A 14,305-nucleotide genomic window follows, 5' to 3' on the forward strand; every position below is an offset into this window, starting at 1 on the left:
CATCCCGCGCCACGCGCTCAGGCGGAGGTGCCGCCCTCCTGCCAGGGATCGTGCAGGGTGAGCCCGCAATCTCGGAAATGGAGGATGTCTCGCGTGGCGACCGCAGCGCCTCGAGCTCTCGCAATTCCGGCGATCAATCCGTCGAAGGCCTTGATTGGTCGGCCCACCCTTCGGCAATGCGCCATGACATCCGCGTACCAGGACGCCGCCGCTTGGTCGAAAGGCACAATCCGGTCGGCGAAGTCCTCCTTGAACATATGCTGGGCCGCTGATGCCAGAGCCGCCCGCTTTCGGCTTGGCGGCAGGACAGTGATGCCGACCATGATCTCCGCCTGGCTGACCGCGGTCGTCCACAGCCGAGCCGGCTCCTGGCCGGACAGCCACATGAGAACCTGCGGCGAAGGAGCTTCCCGCATCACCTCCGACAACACGTTCGTGTCGAGAATGATCATTCGTCGAAGCAGGGGGGGGCGCGCATCGGCTCTCGGGGCGGGATATCGAGGTTAATGCCACCCAAATGCTCGAACTTGGCCCGGATGGAGGCAACGAACCCGGCTCCCGTCCTAGGCATTGCCTCCGAAAGACTCTCCCGAAGGATGTTTCTTGCCTCCTCAGCCATTGAGCGACCATGGAAGGCGGCCCGTTTTCGCAAGCGGGTCTTGAGATCGTCGTCGAGCTTACGAATGAGCAGTGTCGCCAAGACCGAGACCCCTCTGCAGCGATATCAATGATATCAGCGGGGCCGGAACGCGTCACGCGAACCTCCCGTGCAGCCACCAGCGGCCGTTCTCCGCCATGGGTGCGTCGCGGAAGAGCCAGAAGCGGCGGCCCTGGACGTCCTCGACCCGGTAATAATCCCGCAGGGAGGCGGTCTCCTCGTCCATTCGCCACCATTCGCCGCGCACGCGCTCCGGCCCGTCCGCGCCGCGGACGACGTAGCGGACGCGGCGCCAAACGAAGAAGGTCGGCGGGTCGTCCGGAACGATCGCGATCGCGGTGACGGGTTCCGGCGGCTCGATGAGGCGGCTCGGGCGCGGCAGGACGGCCGGCCAAGAGGCTTTCCCGCCGAGGGACAGCGGCGGGACCCGACGGACGGAGCGCTCCGGCACATGGCTCTCGACGGGGGCGGCGCGGAAGATCCGGGCGGCGCCGAGCCGCACGGCGAGACGGTCGACGAGAGGCGCCAGCGCCGCATCGCCCTCCCCCGGCCCGGACAGGTCCAGCATGACGGCCGCATCGAGCTGGCGCGCCCGCAGGGGCTCGACATGGCTCGCGGCCAGCACGATCTCGTCGATGCCGAAACCCGGGTCGATCTCGGGCAGCCGCTCCCCGAGAAGGCGGACGAGATGGGCCGGATCGCGCGAGGGCGCGGCGGTGCCGATCCGGAAGCCGAACGGCCGGCCGTCGACCCGGCGCAGGATGGCGTCGAGCCGGCGCAGGCCCACGTGGCGCCGGTCGAGCTCCCGGCAGAGCGCCGGCACGAGACGGTCGAGCGCGGCCACGAGCCCTTCGAGATGCCCGAGCGGCTCGGCGCAGGCGAGGCGGACCTGCGGAATGGTCGCCGGCACGAGGGGTGCGAGCGGGTCGGCCACATGGCCGAGAGCCCGGTCGAGCCGGTCGAGCACCGGCCGGCCGATCCGGCGGGCGAGTTCGGGCCGGGGCAGCCGGGTGAGATCCCCGATCTGGTCGATCCCGAGAAGATGCAGGCTGCGCACGGCCTCGTCCTCGAGCCGCAGGGCCGAGACCGGAAGGGGGGCGAGCGCGGGCTCGATCTCGCCCCTGAACGCGATGGTCCCGGGCCGATAGCGGGCGAGCGCCCAGGCCGCGCCGGGCGTCTCCGCGAGTGCGGCCCGGGCCGTGATCCCGGCGCGGCCGAGCCGCCGGACCGCGTCCGCCATCATGGCGGCTTCGCCGCCGAAGAGGGCGGATGCGCCCTCCATGTCGATCAGGATGCCGTCCGGCGGGTCGGGTTGGACCACGGGCGAGTAGCGGCCGCACCAGCCCGCGAGATCGGCGAGCGCCGCCGCGTCCGCCTCCGGCGCGGCGTCGACGAGCACGAGCCCAGGGACGGAGGCCTGAGCCTGGGCCACCGCCTGGCCGGGCCGGATCCCGATCGCGAGCGCGGCTTCGTCGGCCGCGGCGACAATTCGGCGCGAGCCCTGCCGCGTGACGGTGACGAGCGGAGCGCTACCCTCACGCGACGGCGCGTTGGCCGAGTTGCTCGACCCGAGCGGGCCGGTCGATGCGGCCGGGGACCCGGATCTCCTGCGGAGCCGGTCGCTCGGGAAGAAGGGCAGGTAGAGCGAGACGACCCTCGGCATCGCAGGCCTCGACGATCCAGGACGTGGCCTCCGCGCCACGGCAGCGGAGGAGCTCGACGCGCCAGCGGGCGCGGCCGAGGCCCGGGGCGGAGCACGCGCGGGACGGGGCCGCCGAGATGCGCCAGCGCGTGAAGACGGCGCTCGGCTCGTCGGCGGAGGCGCGCTCGGCCTCGCTCCGCCACCGGCGCAGGATGAAGGCCGGCACGCCCGATCCCTCGGCCGCGAGCTGGAGCCGCCGCGACGCCGTGAGCCCGAGCCGGGCGACCTCGCCCACGACGCCTGCAAGGCCGCCATGCCGCAGGGCCTCCTCCATGGCGGGCAGGACCTCGCCGTCCTTCCAGGTTTCGACATAGATGACCCGGTCGGGCCCGAGCCCGACGGAGGCAAGCGCCGGCGCGAACAGGTCGCGGCCGCGGAGGCACCAGAGGACCGTGCCGCGGCTGCGGGCGAGGATGCCGGCCGTGAACAGGGTCGCGGCCGCCGCATGCTCGCTGTCGATGCCGCTCTCGACGCATTCGTGGACCGTGCCGAGCGGCAGCCCGCCCCAGGGCAGATGCTCATCGATCGCCGCGAGGCCGAAGGCGAGCGGAGGCCGCGCGGCCCGCCGGGACCGTTCGAGCGCCACGACCCGCCGACGCAGATCAGACAAAACAGGATTGTGCCCGGCATGGGTCATGCCTTGCCCGAGAGGTTGCGGAAGCCGTATTGTTCCTATTTTGTTCTCATGCAGGCCCGTGAGTCAATCCGCCGCGCCGAGCGCGGCCGTCCCGGCAACGAAAGCGTGAACGTGGCGGTCGTCTGGCGCGGTCACCCAGCCAGCGTTATCCGTGGGTCAGCCGGCCAGGAAGGCGTCGAGGGCGGCGTTGAAGCGAGCCGGGTCCTGCAGCATCGCGAGATGGCTTACGTCCTTGAGGGCGACGCTCCTGGCACCCGGGATCGTGTCGGCCAGGTAGCGGGCATGGTCCGGCCGGATGATCTCGTCGCGATCCGCGAAGGCGATCGTCGTCGGCACCCGGATGGTGGCCAGCTGGGCCGTCGAGACATTGGGTTCGCGCCGCCACATCGCGCCGAGGCCGGCCACGAGGTCCGGCCATCGTTTCGGCTCCGGCGAGAGCGTGAGGTATTCCTCCCGGCAGCGCGCGGCATAGGCTGCGAAGGCCGGCTTCTTCGACCCGCCCGCGATCAGCCCGCCCGGCGAGGCATTTGCCCCATAGGCAAAGAGCCGGCTGACCCGCTCGGGCCTCGACATCGCGAGCAACAGCCCCGTGATGCCGCCGTCGCTCCAGCCGACGATGGCCGTCCTGCCGGTATCGAGATGATCCAGGACTTTCTCCACGTCACCGGCAAAGAGCGCGAAGCCGTAGCGGTTCGACACGACCGGGCTCCGGCCATGCCCCCGCGTATCCATCACCGTCACGCGATACCGGCCCGCGAGATGGCGGACCTGCCCTGCCCAGACGTCCGAGCTGCCCAATCCGCCGTGGAGGAGGAGAACGTCTTCGCCTTGCCCGAACTGAGCGTAGAAGAGCCTCTCGGCCGTCACCCTCCCGGTCTGGGCCCGGCTCAGATCGAGCTTCGGCATCCCTGGGAGCTTCGACCACGGCAGCGGTGTGCCCGCATCGCGCCGCTTCGGCTTCGTTGGCGCCGGCGCTTCCGCCTCGCGCCCGAGAACCGGTCCTGCCGCAAAGGCCAGAATCGCCGCGCATGCGCTCCGTCGCAAGAGGCCTCGCCCTCCTGTGTCCACCGGTTGCATGGCAACAGGGGCTTTCAGCCCGTCCTGACTACGCGGGCCGGGTTGCCGACGACCGTGGCGCCCGCCGGTACGTCGCGGGTGACCACGCTACCGGCTCCTATCACGGCATCGTCGCCAATCGTCACGCCCGGCAGGATGATGGCGCCGCCGCCGATCCAGCAGTGACGGCCGATCCGAACCGGGCGACCGAATTCCAGGCCGCTGCGGCGGGTCTCGGGGTCGCGCGGGTGGTCGGCTGCGTAGATCTGCACGGCCGGGCCGATCTGGGTCCCCTCCCCGATCTCGACCTCGACCACGTCGAGGATGACGCAGCTGAAATTCAGGAACGCGTCGCGACCGAGCCGGATATTGAATCCGTAATCGCAATGGAAGGGCGGCCGGATGACGGCTCCCTCCCCCACGGCCCCGAGCCGCTCGGCCAGGAGGACACGGCGCTCGGCCAGCGGCGCTGCGAGCGCCGCGTTGTAGCGAACAAGCCAACGCTTGGTGTCGGCGAGATCGGCCTGGATCTCCGGGTCCACAGGCCGATAAAGCTGGCCTGCCAGCATCTTCTCCTTCTCGCTCATGATCGTGCTACTCACCGGCCCTGCTCCGCCACCTTCTCGGCCAGCCGCATGAAGACCGGCACGGCCGCCGCGAGATCGGCCGTGGCCACGCATTCATTCGGGCGATGCGCCACCCCGATATCGCCCGGGCCCAGGAGCACGCAGGGCGCAATCGCCTGGAGCTCGGCCGCGTCGGTCCCGTAGGGAGCAACCTGCGGGGCGGCGCCGGTCGTCTCGCTGCAGAGACGCACGAAGGGGTGGTCGACCGGCAGTTCGGGCGGGCGTCCTTCCCAGGATTCGGCGAGCGCCAGGCCGAAGCGGCGTGCCGCATCCCGCACCCCTTCGACGACGAAGATGGGATCGACGCCGGCGCTGTAGCGAAACTTGATCGTAGCGGTCGCACGCGGAACATTCACGTTCACGGCGGTGCCGTGGTTGTCGATGATGAGGTTGAAGTCGCTGAAGACCGGATCGTAGGCCGTATCCTGCAGCGCCGGGTCCGTCCGCAGCCGCTCGTTGATCTCGCGCATCGCGGACAGGAAAGGGACGAGATCCCAATTCGCATTGCGGCCGCGCCCCGTCGAAGAATGGGCCTGGACCCCGATCGCCGTCGCCGTGAACTGGACATGGGCGCGGTGGCCACGCATCGGCACCATCGAGGTCGGCTCGACGACGAGGATCGCGGCCAGGCCTCGGGCGAGTTCTGAGCGTTCCGCGATCGCCTTGGCGCCGCCCTTGGTGGTCTCCTCGTCCGTCGTGATGAGCAACGTCGCCGGCACATGGTCCGGGAGCGCGCGGGCGGCCACGATGGCGGCCGCCGTTTGCCCTTTCATGTCGGCCGAGCCAAGCCCGTAGAGAAGCCCGTTCGCGATCCGGCCGCTCCAGGGGTCCTCCTGCCAACCCGTGTCGGGAACCGTATCCATGTGACCGGAGAAGGCGAGGCCTCCGGGTGGGCCGCGCCGGGCTGCCAGGGCCCGCTTCGCCACGCCGCTCTCGTCCACGTAGTCGAGCCGCTCGATCTCGAAGCCGGAGAGTTCAGCCTCGATCCGATCCGCGATCGCGAGGTTCGACACGAAACTCCGGCTGTCGATCCGGACGAGGTCGCGGGCGAGATCGAGCGCCACGCGGGCGAGGTCGGTCATAGGATCTCCGGTGGCCGAGGCTTCAGCTCAGGGACGAGCATGAACCGATCGCACCGGAGATGTCATCTCGGGGGCACGAAGGGCGAGTGGCTTCCCCCCTGCGCGAAACCGGCCGAGCCGTCATGGGCCGGCGCCGCCTCCTCCACGACCGCATGAAGGTGTCGGACGAGTTCCTCGTCCAGCTGGAGCCGGGCTGCAAGAAGCTGCAGGTACCCACGCTCGGCCGGATTATCGACATCGACCGCGAGCAGCGACGCCGCATAGATTTCGGTCGCTTCCTCCACGTTGCGCGCACCTCGCGCGACCGCATCGATGTCGAGGGGCGCGCGAAGCTCGTCCATCACGAACGCCTTGTCGTCGCTGTCGAGCGTCATCCTGTCCATGGCCGCGAAGACGTTCGCCTGCTCGGTCGCATCGACGTGGCCATCGGCCTTCGCCGCCGCGATCATCGCCCTGAGGATGGCGCGGCAGAGGGATTGCTGATCTGCCTCGGCGGCAGGATGGAAGGGCGAGCCTGCCGGAGGCGCTGCCGGCCATCCAGTTGCCTGACGCGCAGGGGCATAGCTCCCCGTGGGGCCGCCCGCGCCGGAGAAGCTGCCGGACGGTGCCCCGCCCTGCTGCCCGGCCTGCCAGCTCTGGTAGGCCTTGTAGGCGAGCGAGCCGACCATCGCCATGCCGCCGAGCTTCATGGCCGAACCGCCCAGGCGACGCCCGCCCTTCGTGCCGAGGAGAAGGCCGGCCAATCCGGCCGCCATGGACCCGCCGCCCGCACCCGACCCGCCGGTCAGGCTCCCGATGACCCGGCCGATATCCTCTAGGCCACCCGACGTCCGGCCGCCGGACTGGCCGAAGCGGTCGCCCTGGCTGCCTCCCCCGCCGCCGAGGAACTGGTCCAACAATCTCTTCGCGTCCAACATGCCTGCCTTTTCCTCTGTCACCGGAAGGTGGGGCGTCGTCCTTCACCCGCAAGGTTGAAGCAGGGGCATAGGAGGCCGACCGAAAGGTTCGAGAGCGTCGGGGACCGACATTCTGCCGTTGCGAACGGACGAGCGCCCCTATCCAGGGCTGGCCGGCGCGGATAGCTAGGCTCCCGGCCAGCACAAGGCGGGAGCGAAGCGAGTGGGCATGCAACCTGAGTCACGCCGGACCGGCGGCCGGATCCTCGTCGACCAGCTCGTCGCGCAGGGTGTGCAGCGGGCGACCTGCGTCCCGGGCGAGAGCTACCTCGCCGTGCTCGACGCCCTCTACGATGCCGAGATCGACGTCCTCGTGTGCCGGAACGAGGGCGGGGCCGCCATGATGGCGGAAGCGCAGGGCAAGCTCACCGGACGCCCGGGTATCTGCTTCGTGACCCGCGGCCCTGGCGCCACCAACGCCAGCCCCGGCATCCACATCGCCCGGCAGGATTCGACCCCGATGATCGTGTTCGTCGGCCAGGTGGACAGCACGATGCGCGAGCGCGAGGCCTTCCAGGAACTCGATTACCGGGCCGTTTTCGGCACGATGACCAAATGGGCGGTCGAGATCGACCGCGTCGACCGTATTCCGGAGATCGTCGCCCGGGCCTTCCGCGTGGCCATGCAGGGACGCCCCGGACCGGTGGTCATCGCCCTGCCCGAGGACATGCTGACGGAGACGGCCGAGGTGGCCGACGCGCCCCGGGTCGAGCCGGTCGAGCCCTGGCCGGCCCCGGCCGACATGGACCGGCTCCAGGCCATGCTGGGCGAGGCCGAGCGCCCCTTCGTCATCCTCGGGGGATCACGCTGGACCGACCGGGCCCGGGCGGCCGTAGTCCTCTTCGCCGAACGGTTCGACCTTCCGGTCGGGACATCCTTCCGGCGCGCCCACCTGTTCCCGGCCGACCACCCGAACTATGCCGGCGATGTCGGCATCAATCCCGGGCCCAAGATGACGGCCCTGATCAAGGACGCCGACCTCCTGCTCCTCGTCGGCGGTCGCATGTCCGAGATGCCGTCCTCGTCCTACACCCTGATCGACGTGCCGGTGCCGAAGCAGAAGCTCGTCCACGTCTATCCGGATGCCTCGGAGCTTGGCCGGGTCTACCAGCCTGCGCTCGCGATCGAGGCATCGCCCAACGCTTTCGCGGCCTCGCTCGAGCGGCTCCAGCCGCCCCGCGAGATCCGCTGGAAGCAGCGCAGCGCCGAGGCGCGCGCGGATTACCTCGAACGCACCGACGCCCCTCGTTCCCTCCCGGGCGCGTTCCAGGCCGGAGCCGCAATGGTCTGGCTTCGCGACCGGCTTCCGAAAGACGCGATCGTCAGCAACGGCGCGGGCAATTTCGCGACCTGGGTCCACCGCTTCCTGCGGCTCGACGGCACGCGGCTGAACCTCGCCCCGACCTCGGGCTCGATGGGCTACGGGCCGCCCGCCGCGATCATGGCCAAGCGCACCCATCCCGAGCGCACCGTCGTGTGTTTCGCGGGCGACGGCGACTTCCTGATGAACGGCCAGGAATTCGCGACCGCCGTGCAATACGAGATCCCGATCGTCGTCGTGGTCTTCGACAACGCCATGTACGGCACCATCCGCATGCACCAGGAGCGGGACTATCCTGGCCGAATCTCGGCGACGCGCCTCCGGAACCCGGATTTCGCCGCCTATGCCACGGCGTTCGGCGGGCATGGCGAAACGGTGATGCGGACGGAAGACTTCCCGGCCGCCTTCGAGCGGGCGCTCGCCTCCGGCAAGCCAGCCATCCTGCATTGCCACGTGGACCAGGAGGCGCTGACGCCGGATCGAACCCTGTCCGAGATCAAGGGCAGCTCCAGCGCGAAACCCTCACCTGCTGCCTAGGACGGCTCGGGTTGGGTCGAGGCCCAGCCTCAATCGCGCTTGAGCGAATCCAGGGCGCGCTCGCAATCGAGCAACTCGTCGAGGGCCGCCCTGAGGAGGTCGCGATCCCGGGCAGCTAAGCCGCCGGCTTCCGCCCGAAAAGAGGCGGTTCGAGCACCCGTTCGGTCCTGCCGGACGCCCTCCGGCTCCGGCTCGTCCGGTCCGGTATCCTCGGACGTCGGACCGTCGTCGGGCCCGTACTCGGCCCCGTCGTCAGCCTCGGGCGACACCGGCAAGACGGCCGTCTCGCCGCGGCCGACGCCCTGGACGAAGCGCAGGCCATCCTCCTTCAGGATGCGCTGCACGCCCTTGATCGTGTAGCCCTGCCCGTAGAGCAGCTGGCGGATGCCCTTGAGGAGCTCGACATCGTCCGGCCGGTAGTAGCGCCGGCCGCCGCCGCGTTTCAGGGGGCGGATCGAGGTGAACCGCGTCTCCCAGAAGCGCAGCACGTGCTGCGGGATGTCCAGGTCCTCGGCGACCTCGCTGATCGTCCTGAACGCGTCGGGGCCCTTGTTCATCGGATCGTGGCGGGCCGGCCGACGGTCAGGATGCGTCGCCGTTCTCGGCGCGGTTGATGTGGCTCTTCAGAACGTTCGACGGCTTGAAGACCAGCACGCGGCGCGGCTCGATCGGAACCTCGACGCCCGTCTTCGGATTGCGACCGATCCGCTGGCCCTTGCTGCGGACCAGGAACGAGCCGAACGAGGACAGCTTCACGGTTTCGCCGCGGGCAAGCCCGGCGCAGATCTCGTCCAGCACGCTTTGCACGAGGGCGGAGGATTCGGTGCGGGACAGACCCAGCTTCTGGTAGACGGCCTCGCTCAGATCGGCCCGCGTCACCGTGCGACCCGCCATCCCCGCCTCTCCATTCGGTCGAACACACGACCGTACCCGCCTCGGCCCGTAGAGCTATTCGGTCGCACCTGGACGGTCAACCGTTCGCGGCGTTCGGCCCTCAAGACCGCACAGGTGGGTCACCAGCGAATGAGTGCGCTGCCCCAGGTGAAGCCGCCGCCGATCGCCTCCAGCATGACGAGGTCGCCGGTCTTGATGCGCCCGTCCTTCCGGGCCGCGTCGAGCGCGAGCGGAATCGAGGCGGCCGACGTGTTGCCGTGCCGGTCGACCGTGATGACCACCTTATCGCGCGGGATGCCGAGCTTGTCGGCGGAGGCCTCGATGATTCGCCGGTTCGCCTGGTGCGGGACGAACCAGTCGAGATCGTCCGGCCCGATGCCGGCCTCTGCAAAAGCCTCGGTGACGACGTCGATCACCTTGCCGACCGCGAATTTGAAGACGTCCCGCCCCTCCATCCGGAGGTGGCCCGTGGTGCCGGTCGAACCGGGGCCGCCATCGACGTAGAGGCGGTCGCGGTAGCGTCCATCGGAGCGGAGCTGCGTCGTGAGGACCCCGCGATCCGCCGCGGTTCCCTCGCCCTCCCCGGCCTCGAGCACGATCGCGCCCGCGCCGTCTCCGAACAGGACGCAGGTGCCGCGATCGGTCCAGTCGATGATCCGCGAGAAGGTCTCGGCGCCGATCACGAGGGCTCGGCGATGCGAGCCGGACAGGAGGAACTTGTCCGCGGTCGCGACGCCGTAGATGAAGCCCGTGCAGACGGCCTGCAGATCGAAGGCGGCTCCGCCCTGCAGGCCGAGGCCCATCTGGATCTGGGTCGCAGTCGCCGGAAAGGTGTAGTCGGGCGTCGAGGTGGCGCAGACGATGAGGTCGATGTCGCCCGCCTCGAGCCCGGCATCGGCGAGCGCCGCCTCCGCCGCCTTCAAGCCGAGCACCGAGGTGGTCTCGTGCTCGTTGGCGATGTGGCGCTCGCGGATGCCCGTGCGCTGGACGATCCAGGGATCGGAGGTCGCCACCATCTTCTCGAGATCGGCGTTGGTGAGAATGCGCTCCGGCAGATAGGAGCCGCATCCGCGCACGATCGAGCGCCTGGTCGGACGATCTTGCTTTTCTGCCAAAGGCCTCACCCTCACGACGCGATCGTCGAGGTCTGTTCGAGCATGTCCCGGATCGTCTGCATCAGATGGTGCTGCGCCATGTCGTGCGCCATGTCGACCGCGCTCGCAAAACCGAGTGCGTCGGTACCGCCGTGACTTTTCACGACGATCCCTTCGAGACCGAGGAAGACCCCGCCATTGACCTTGCGGGGATCCATCTTGTCGCGCAGTGCGTCGAAGGCGGACCTCGCGAAGAAGTATCCGAGCCGGGCCATCATCGTGCGGCTCATGGCCGCCCTCAAATACTCGCCGATCTGCTTCGCCGTGCCTTCGGCCGTCTTTAGCGCGATGTTGCCGGTGAAACCTTCTGTCACGACCACGTCGACCGTGCCGCGGCCGAGATCGTCGCCCTCGATGAAGCCGTGATAGGTCAGGCCCGGGATATCCTGCTCACGCAGCATCCGGCTCGCCTCCCGGACGATCTCGACCCCCTTCACCTCCTCCGTACCGACATTGAGGAGGCCAACGGTCGGCCGGGGGATGTCGAAGATGATGCGGGCCATGGCGGCGCCCATCACGGCCATGTCGACGAGATGGGCGGCATCCGCCCCGATCGTCGCGCCGACGTCGAGGACGACCGATTCGCCCCGCGTCGTCGGCCAGATCGCCGCGATGGCCGGCCGCTCGATATGCGCCATGGTCTTCAGGCAGACCTTCGACATCGCCATCAGCGCGCCGGTATTGCCGGCCGAGACGCAGCAATCGGCCTCGCCGTCGCGGACGGCCTGGATCGCCATCCACATGGAGGATTTCCAGCGGCCTGCCCGCAGCGCCTGGCTCGGCTTTTCGTCCATCCCGACCGTGAGTTCGGCATGCCTCACGTCGGTGGCGGCTTCGAGCGCCGGGTGGCGAGCGAGGATGGGCCTCAGCAGGGCCTCGTTGCCGACGAGCAGAAAGCGCATGCCAGGATGGCGTTCGAGCGCGAGCGCCGCACCCGGAATCACCACCTCCGGACCGGCATCACCGCCCATGGCGTCGAGCGAGATGCGAACGGGTTGTGGCATTCAGATTTTCGGACGGGCTCGAAGCGGGCGGGCTGCCGTCATATCGCCTCCGCGGCTCCGGACCGCAACCTGTTTCTCCGATCCTCGGCCTCCGCAGCGGAACCGAACGAAAGCAGATGAGCGCCGATCCACCATAGCCTCGTCGTCCGATGGCCCGTCGAGACGGTGGCGGGAGCGGGCCGGGCGAACTCTCGGTCTGGAAGCGACCCTATTGTCCCGGCATGGTGAGGATCAGCGGTCCGTTCCGTGAGGCGACGACCGTGTGCTCGAATTGAACCGTGAGGGCTCGGGGCCGGCTGTAGAGGGTCCAGGGGTCGTCGCCATTCTCGGCGAATTCAGCCCCGAGGGACAGGAAGGGCTCGACGGTGAAGACCAGCCCATCCTGCATGATGCGCCGCTCGGAGGGGTCGTCCCACGTTGCGATCTCCGTCGGCTCCTCATGCAGCGACAGGCCCACGCCGTGGCTCGCGAGATTGCGGACCAGAGTGTAGCCGCTATTTCGCGCGAAGGCGCCGACGGCGCGGCCGATGCCGGCCAGCGGCTTGCCGGCGCCGACCTGGCGCAATCCCGTCCACATCGCGCGCCGTCCGTCCCGGCACAGCCGCTCGGCCGTGCGCGTCACGGGCGGCACGGCGAACGACGCCCCGGTATCGGCGAAGTAGCCGTCCTTCTCTGCGGAGACATCGATGTTGACCAGGTCACCCGGACGGATCGTCCGGTCGCCCGGGATGCCGTGCGCGATCTCCTCATTCACGCTGATGCAGGTCGCTCCTGGAAAGGCGTAGACCATCTCCGGAGCCGGGCGAGCTCCGGCCCCTTCCATGAACGCCCGCCCGACCTGATCGAGTTCGAGCGTGGTCATGCCGGGCTCGATGGCCTTGCCCATCGCGTCGAGCGCGTTGGCGACGATGCGCCCGATCTGCTTCAGCCTTGCCAGCTCGTCGTCACTCGACACCGTCATGCCGGCTCCTTTCGCCACGCGGTGGGGTCGCTCAATCTCACGTCTTCGTCTCGTCCGGCCTGAGGCTCGCGAGTCGGGCGAAGGGTGAGTCGGAGGCCGCCGGCTCCGCCGGGGGTTCGAAGGCGACGCCTGGCTTCTTCGGATAGGGATCGAGGCCGAGCGCCAGGAACTCGGAGGTGATCGTGCCGAGGTCGATCCGGTCGCCGAGAAGCTCGTCCACGGGCACCTCGTCGGGATCCACGTCGATCTCCCTGCCGGACCGACGCCGGTCGGGCGCCTTGAACTCGACCTCGACCTCTTCGGACAGGCTCGTCGTGAAAGGCTCGAGCGTCACGACGCAAAGCCGGTCGAGCTGGGCGGTGACGGTCCCGGTCACCCGGATGCGGTCGGGATCCCCGACCAGCCGGAAGCGGCCCTCCAGGGCATGGAGCGCCGGCAGATCGAGATCCGCCGCGAGCGCGTCCCTCTCGGGGGCAGTCGCAACGACGGTCATCGTGACGCCCGCCGGCGTGATCGTGTGAAGCGGCACGGGTCGGGACAGCGGCCCGAGGGTATCGGGGGTCATGGGCTCGGCCCTTCCGATGCAGGCACCGCGTCCAGGGCGAGAAACGCCCGCCCGTTCAGGATCGACTCGACGTCGCACGGCGCGAGACGGCGCTCGGCATCCAGACAATAGCCCGCCACGGCCGACATGTCGGCCGGATCGAGGCCGAGGCGCCGGGCCAGCTCCTCGGAGAGGGCCGCCGCATCGCCGGCTTCGAGCGCCGCCTCGTATTTCAGCGTCCGGTCATAGAAGGCACGGGCGAGCTTCTTCATCCGTTTCGGCACGCCCATGTCGCCGATCCCAGACTCCCGAAGCGCGATCTCGAGATGGGCGAAGACCGCGTCCACGAGTTCCTGGGCGACGTCGGACGCCGGCGGCGGCAGCGTCCGCATCCTCCTCATCAACAGGAGAACGTGCAGGGTCAGGGATTCGAAGCGACCCTCGACCGTGTCGGGCAGGAGCCCAGGGCCGTAGAGAGCGGGTGAACGCGACTGCGCGACGACCGCGTGATGCAGCGCCTCGATCAGCCGTCGTCGCGTCGCACGCTGCGCGAAACCGAACATCGCCTCCCACTCCTGCCTGACCGGGCCCTCGCCTTGTCAAAGCCACACCGCGCCGCTACGGCACCTCGCCTCGCCGGACAAGCCGGCCGATCGCTTTCACCGAGGTCTCGATGTCGCGCCAGACTCCCCGATCGTTCCCCCGTCTCGCAGGGGCCGCATTGTTGGGCGCGCTCGTTGCCGGCTGTTCCCTCGGCGAAGATCTCCACCGGGGCTACGTCATCGACGAACGAGCCGTCGCGCAGGTGAAGCCGGGCCTCGGGCCGGAGCAGGTGCTCCAGATCCTGGGTACGCCCTCCACAGTCTCCACGGTCGGAAACAAGAGCTGGTATTACATCAGCCAGACCTCGACCCGCACCCTACAATTCATGGGCGAAAGCGTCACGGACCAGCGCGTCACGGCGGTCTATTTCACGCCCGGCTTCAAGGTCGAGCGCATCGCGCTCTACGGTCTGCAGGACGGCAAGGTGTTCGACTTCATCTCGCGCAGGACCGAGGCCGGCGGACAGGAAGCGAACTTCGTCTCCCAACTGTTCCGAGGGCTCGGCACCTTCATCCCGGGCTGAGTGACGCGCCCTCCTTCTTCCCGTCTCGACGGGGAGAAGCCGAGTCG

General features: G+C 69.3%; 17 protein-coding genes. 2 read left to right on the top strand and 15 right to left on the bottom strand.

The window, feature by feature from the left end; genetic code table 11:
* Window positions 1-17: 17 nt before the first annotated feature.
* The 8 genes from ACFE87_RS04640 to ACFE87_RS04675 form a co-directional block, all read right to left on the bottom strand.
* Window positions 18-452, bottom strand: coding sequence for a type II toxin-antitoxin system VapC family toxin (locus tag ACFE87_RS04640; protein ID WP_375458449.1), 435 nt, complete (start codon window positions 450-452; stop codon window positions 18-20).
* A complete protein-coding gene (locus ACFE87_RS04645; protein ID WP_375458450.1) occupies window positions 449-700 on the bottom strand; it encodes a plasmid stabilization protein in 252 nt (83 codons plus the stop codon). The genes ACFE87_RS04640 and ACFE87_RS04645 overlap by 4 nt, the downstream gene beginning before the upstream one ends.
* Before the next feature lie 52 nt (window positions 701-752).
* The gene (locus tag ACFE87_RS04650) at window positions 753-2,297 is read right to left on the bottom strand and encodes a DNA polymerase Y family protein (RefSeq protein ID WP_375458485.1); all 1,545 of its coding nucleotides are present in this window, start codon (window positions 2,295-2,297) and stop codon (window positions 753-755) included.
* The gene (locus ACFE87_RS04655) at window positions 2,194-2,997 is read right to left on the bottom strand and encodes an ImuA family protein (RefSeq protein WP_375458451.1); all 804 of its coding nucleotides are present in this window, start codon (window positions 2,995-2,997) and stop codon (window positions 2,194-2,196) included. The genes ACFE87_RS04650 and ACFE87_RS04655 overlap by 104 nt, the downstream gene beginning before the upstream one ends.
* Before the next feature lie 156 nt (window positions 2,998-3,153).
* Window positions 3,154-3,903: an alpha/beta fold hydrolase gene (locus ACFE87_RS04660; RefSeq protein ID WP_375458452.1), complete on the bottom strand. Its 750-nt coding sequence runs from the start codon at window positions 3,901-3,903 to the stop codon at window positions 3,154-3,156.
* 185 nt (window positions 3,904-4,088) lie between these two features.
* Window positions 4,089-4,640 carry a sugar O-acetyltransferase gene (locus tag ACFE87_RS04665; RefSeq protein ID WP_375458486.1) on the bottom strand — a complete coding sequence of 184 codons (552 nt, stop codon included), beginning with the start codon at window positions 4,638-4,640 and terminating at the stop codon, window positions 4,089-4,091.
* Between the two features lie 11 nt (window positions 4,641-4,651).
* Window positions 4,652-5,761 (bottom strand): M20 family metallopeptidase, encoded by a 1,110-nt coding sequence (locus tag ACFE87_RS04670; protein ID WP_375458453.1) that lies wholly within the window; start codon window positions 5,759-5,761, stop codon window positions 4,652-4,654.
* Between the two features lie 62 nt (window positions 5,762-5,823).
* On the bottom strand, window positions 5,824-6,678 hold the full coding sequence (locus ACFE87_RS04675; protein WP_375458454.1) for a tellurite resistance TerB family protein: 855 nt from the start codon (window positions 6,676-6,678) through the stop codon (window positions 5,824-5,826).
* 208 nt (window positions 6,679-6,886) lie between these two features.
* Here ACFE87_RS04675 and ACFE87_RS04680 point away from each other — a divergent pair, with 208 nt between their 5' ends.
* Entirely contained in the window at window positions 6,887-8,575 is a 1,689-nt protein-coding gene (locus ACFE87_RS04680) for a thiamine pyrophosphate-binding protein (RefSeq protein ID WP_375458455.1), read from the top strand.
* A 29-nt stretch (window positions 8,576-8,604) separates the two neighbouring features.
* Here ACFE87_RS04680 and ACFE87_RS04685 read toward each other — a convergent pair whose 3' ends face one another.
* The 7 genes from ACFE87_RS04685 to ACFE87_RS04715 form a co-directional block, all read right to left on the bottom strand.
* The gene (locus ACFE87_RS04685; RefSeq protein ID WP_375458456.1) at window positions 8,605-9,132 is read right to left on the bottom strand and encodes a MerR family transcriptional regulator; all 528 of its coding nucleotides are present in this window, start codon (window positions 9,130-9,132) and stop codon (window positions 8,605-8,607) included.
* A gap of 25 nt (window positions 9,133-9,157) precedes the next feature.
* Complete coding sequence (locus tag ACFE87_RS04690; protein WP_375458457.1) at window positions 9,158-9,469, bottom strand: integration host factor subunit alpha; 312 nt, start codon at window positions 9,467-9,469, stop codon at window positions 9,158-9,160.
* 119 nt (window positions 9,470-9,588) lie between these two features.
* Window positions 9,589-10,548 carry a beta-ketoacyl-ACP synthase III gene (locus ACFE87_RS04695; RefSeq protein ID WP_375458487.1) on the bottom strand — a complete coding sequence of 320 codons (960 nt, stop codon included), beginning with the start codon at window positions 10,546-10,548 and terminating at the stop codon, window positions 9,589-9,591.
* 47 nt (window positions 10,549-10,595) lie between these two features.
* Window positions 10,596-11,627 carry a phosphate acyltransferase PlsX gene (gene plsX / locus ACFE87_RS04700; RefSeq protein WP_375458458.1) on the bottom strand — a complete coding sequence of 344 codons (1,032 nt, stop codon included), beginning with the start codon at window positions 11,625-11,627 and terminating at the stop codon, window positions 10,596-10,598.
* A gap of 208 nt (window positions 11,628-11,835) precedes the next feature.
* Complete coding sequence (gene map / locus ACFE87_RS04705) at window positions 11,836-12,588, bottom strand: type I methionyl aminopeptidase (protein WP_375458459.1); 753 nt, start codon at window positions 12,586-12,588, stop codon at window positions 11,836-11,838.
* 37 nt (window positions 12,589-12,625) lie between these two features.
* The gene (locus ACFE87_RS04710) at window positions 12,626-13,153 is read right to left on the bottom strand and encodes a DUF177 domain-containing protein (RefSeq protein ID WP_375458460.1); all 528 of its coding nucleotides are present in this window, start codon (window positions 13,151-13,153) and stop codon (window positions 12,626-12,628) included.
* Window positions 13,150-13,695: a ubiquinol-cytochrome C chaperone family protein gene (locus ACFE87_RS04715; RefSeq protein ID WP_375458461.1), complete on the bottom strand. Its 546-nt coding sequence runs from the start codon at window positions 13,693-13,695 to the stop codon at window positions 13,150-13,152. The genes ACFE87_RS04710 and ACFE87_RS04715 overlap by 4 nt, the downstream gene beginning before the upstream one ends.
* 110 nt (window positions 13,696-13,805) lie before the next feature.
* Between ACFE87_RS04715 and ACFE87_RS04720 the strand changes: the two genes are divergently transcribed.
* Window positions 13,806-14,258 carry an outer membrane protein assembly factor BamE gene (locus tag ACFE87_RS04720; RefSeq protein ID WP_375458462.1) on the top strand — a complete coding sequence of 151 codons (453 nt, stop codon included), beginning with the start codon at window positions 13,806-13,808 and terminating at the stop codon, window positions 14,256-14,258.
* Window positions 14,259-14,305: the final 47 nt, after the last annotated feature.

It is taken from the genome of uncultured Enterovirga sp. (genome assembly GCF_964242715.1).
Classification (GTDB): Bacteria; Pseudomonadota; Alphaproteobacteria; order Rhizobiales; family Beijerinckiaceae; genus Enterovirga.

Coding starts and splice junctions, on each gene's coding strand:
- ACFE87_RS04640 (WP_375458449.1), bottom strand. CDS start 452: ATGATCATTCTCGACACGAACGTGTTGTCGGAGGTGATGCGGGAAGCT.
- ACFE87_RS04655 (WP_375458451.1), bottom strand. CDS start 2,997: ATGACCCATGCCGGGCACAATCCTGTTTTGTCTGATCTGCGTCGGCGG.
- ACFE87_RS04660 (WP_375458452.1), bottom strand. CDS start 3,903: ATGCCGAAGCTCGATCTGAGCCGGGCCCAGACCGGGAGGGTGACGGCC.
- ACFE87_RS04665 (WP_375458486.1), bottom strand. CDS start 4,640: ATGAGCGAGAAGGAGAAGATGCTGGCAGGCCAGCTTTATCGGCCTGTG.
- ACFE87_RS04670 (WP_375458453.1), bottom strand. CDS start 5,761: ATGACCGACCTCGCCCGCGTGGCGCTCGATCTCGCCCGCGACCTCGTC.
- ACFE87_RS04675 (WP_375458454.1), bottom strand. CDS start 6,678: ATGTTGGACGCGAAGAGATTGTTGGACCAGTTCCTCGGCGGCGGGGGA.
- ACFE87_RS04680 (WP_375458455.1), top strand. CDS start 6,887: ATGCAACCTGAGTCACGCCGGACCGGCGGCCGGATCCTCGTCGACCAG.
- ACFE87_RS04685 (WP_375458456.1), bottom strand. CDS start 9,132: ATGAACAAGGGCCCCGACGCGTTCAGGACGATCAGCGAGGTCGCCGAG.
- ACFE87_RS04690 (WP_375458457.1), bottom strand. CDS start 9,469: ATGGCGGGTCGCACGGTGACGCGGGCCGATCTGAGCGAGGCCGTCTAC.
- plsX (WP_375458458.1), bottom strand. CDS start 11,627: ATGCCACAACCCGTTCGCATCTCGCTCGACGCCATGGGCGGTGATGCC.
- map (WP_375458459.1), bottom strand. CDS start 12,588: ATGACGGTGTCGAGTGACGACGAGCTGGCAAGGCTGAAGCAGATCGGG.
- ACFE87_RS04710 (WP_375458460.1), bottom strand. CDS start 13,153: ATGACCCCCGATACCCTCGGGCCGCTGTCCCGACCCGTGCCGCTTCAC.
- ACFE87_RS04715 (WP_375458461.1), bottom strand. CDS start 13,695: ATGTTCGGTTTCGCGCAGCGTGCGACGCGACGACGGCTGATCGAGGCG.
- ACFE87_RS04720 (WP_375458462.1), top strand. CDS start 13,806: ATGTCGCGCCAGACTCCCCGATCGTTCCCCCGTCTCGCAGGGGCCGCA.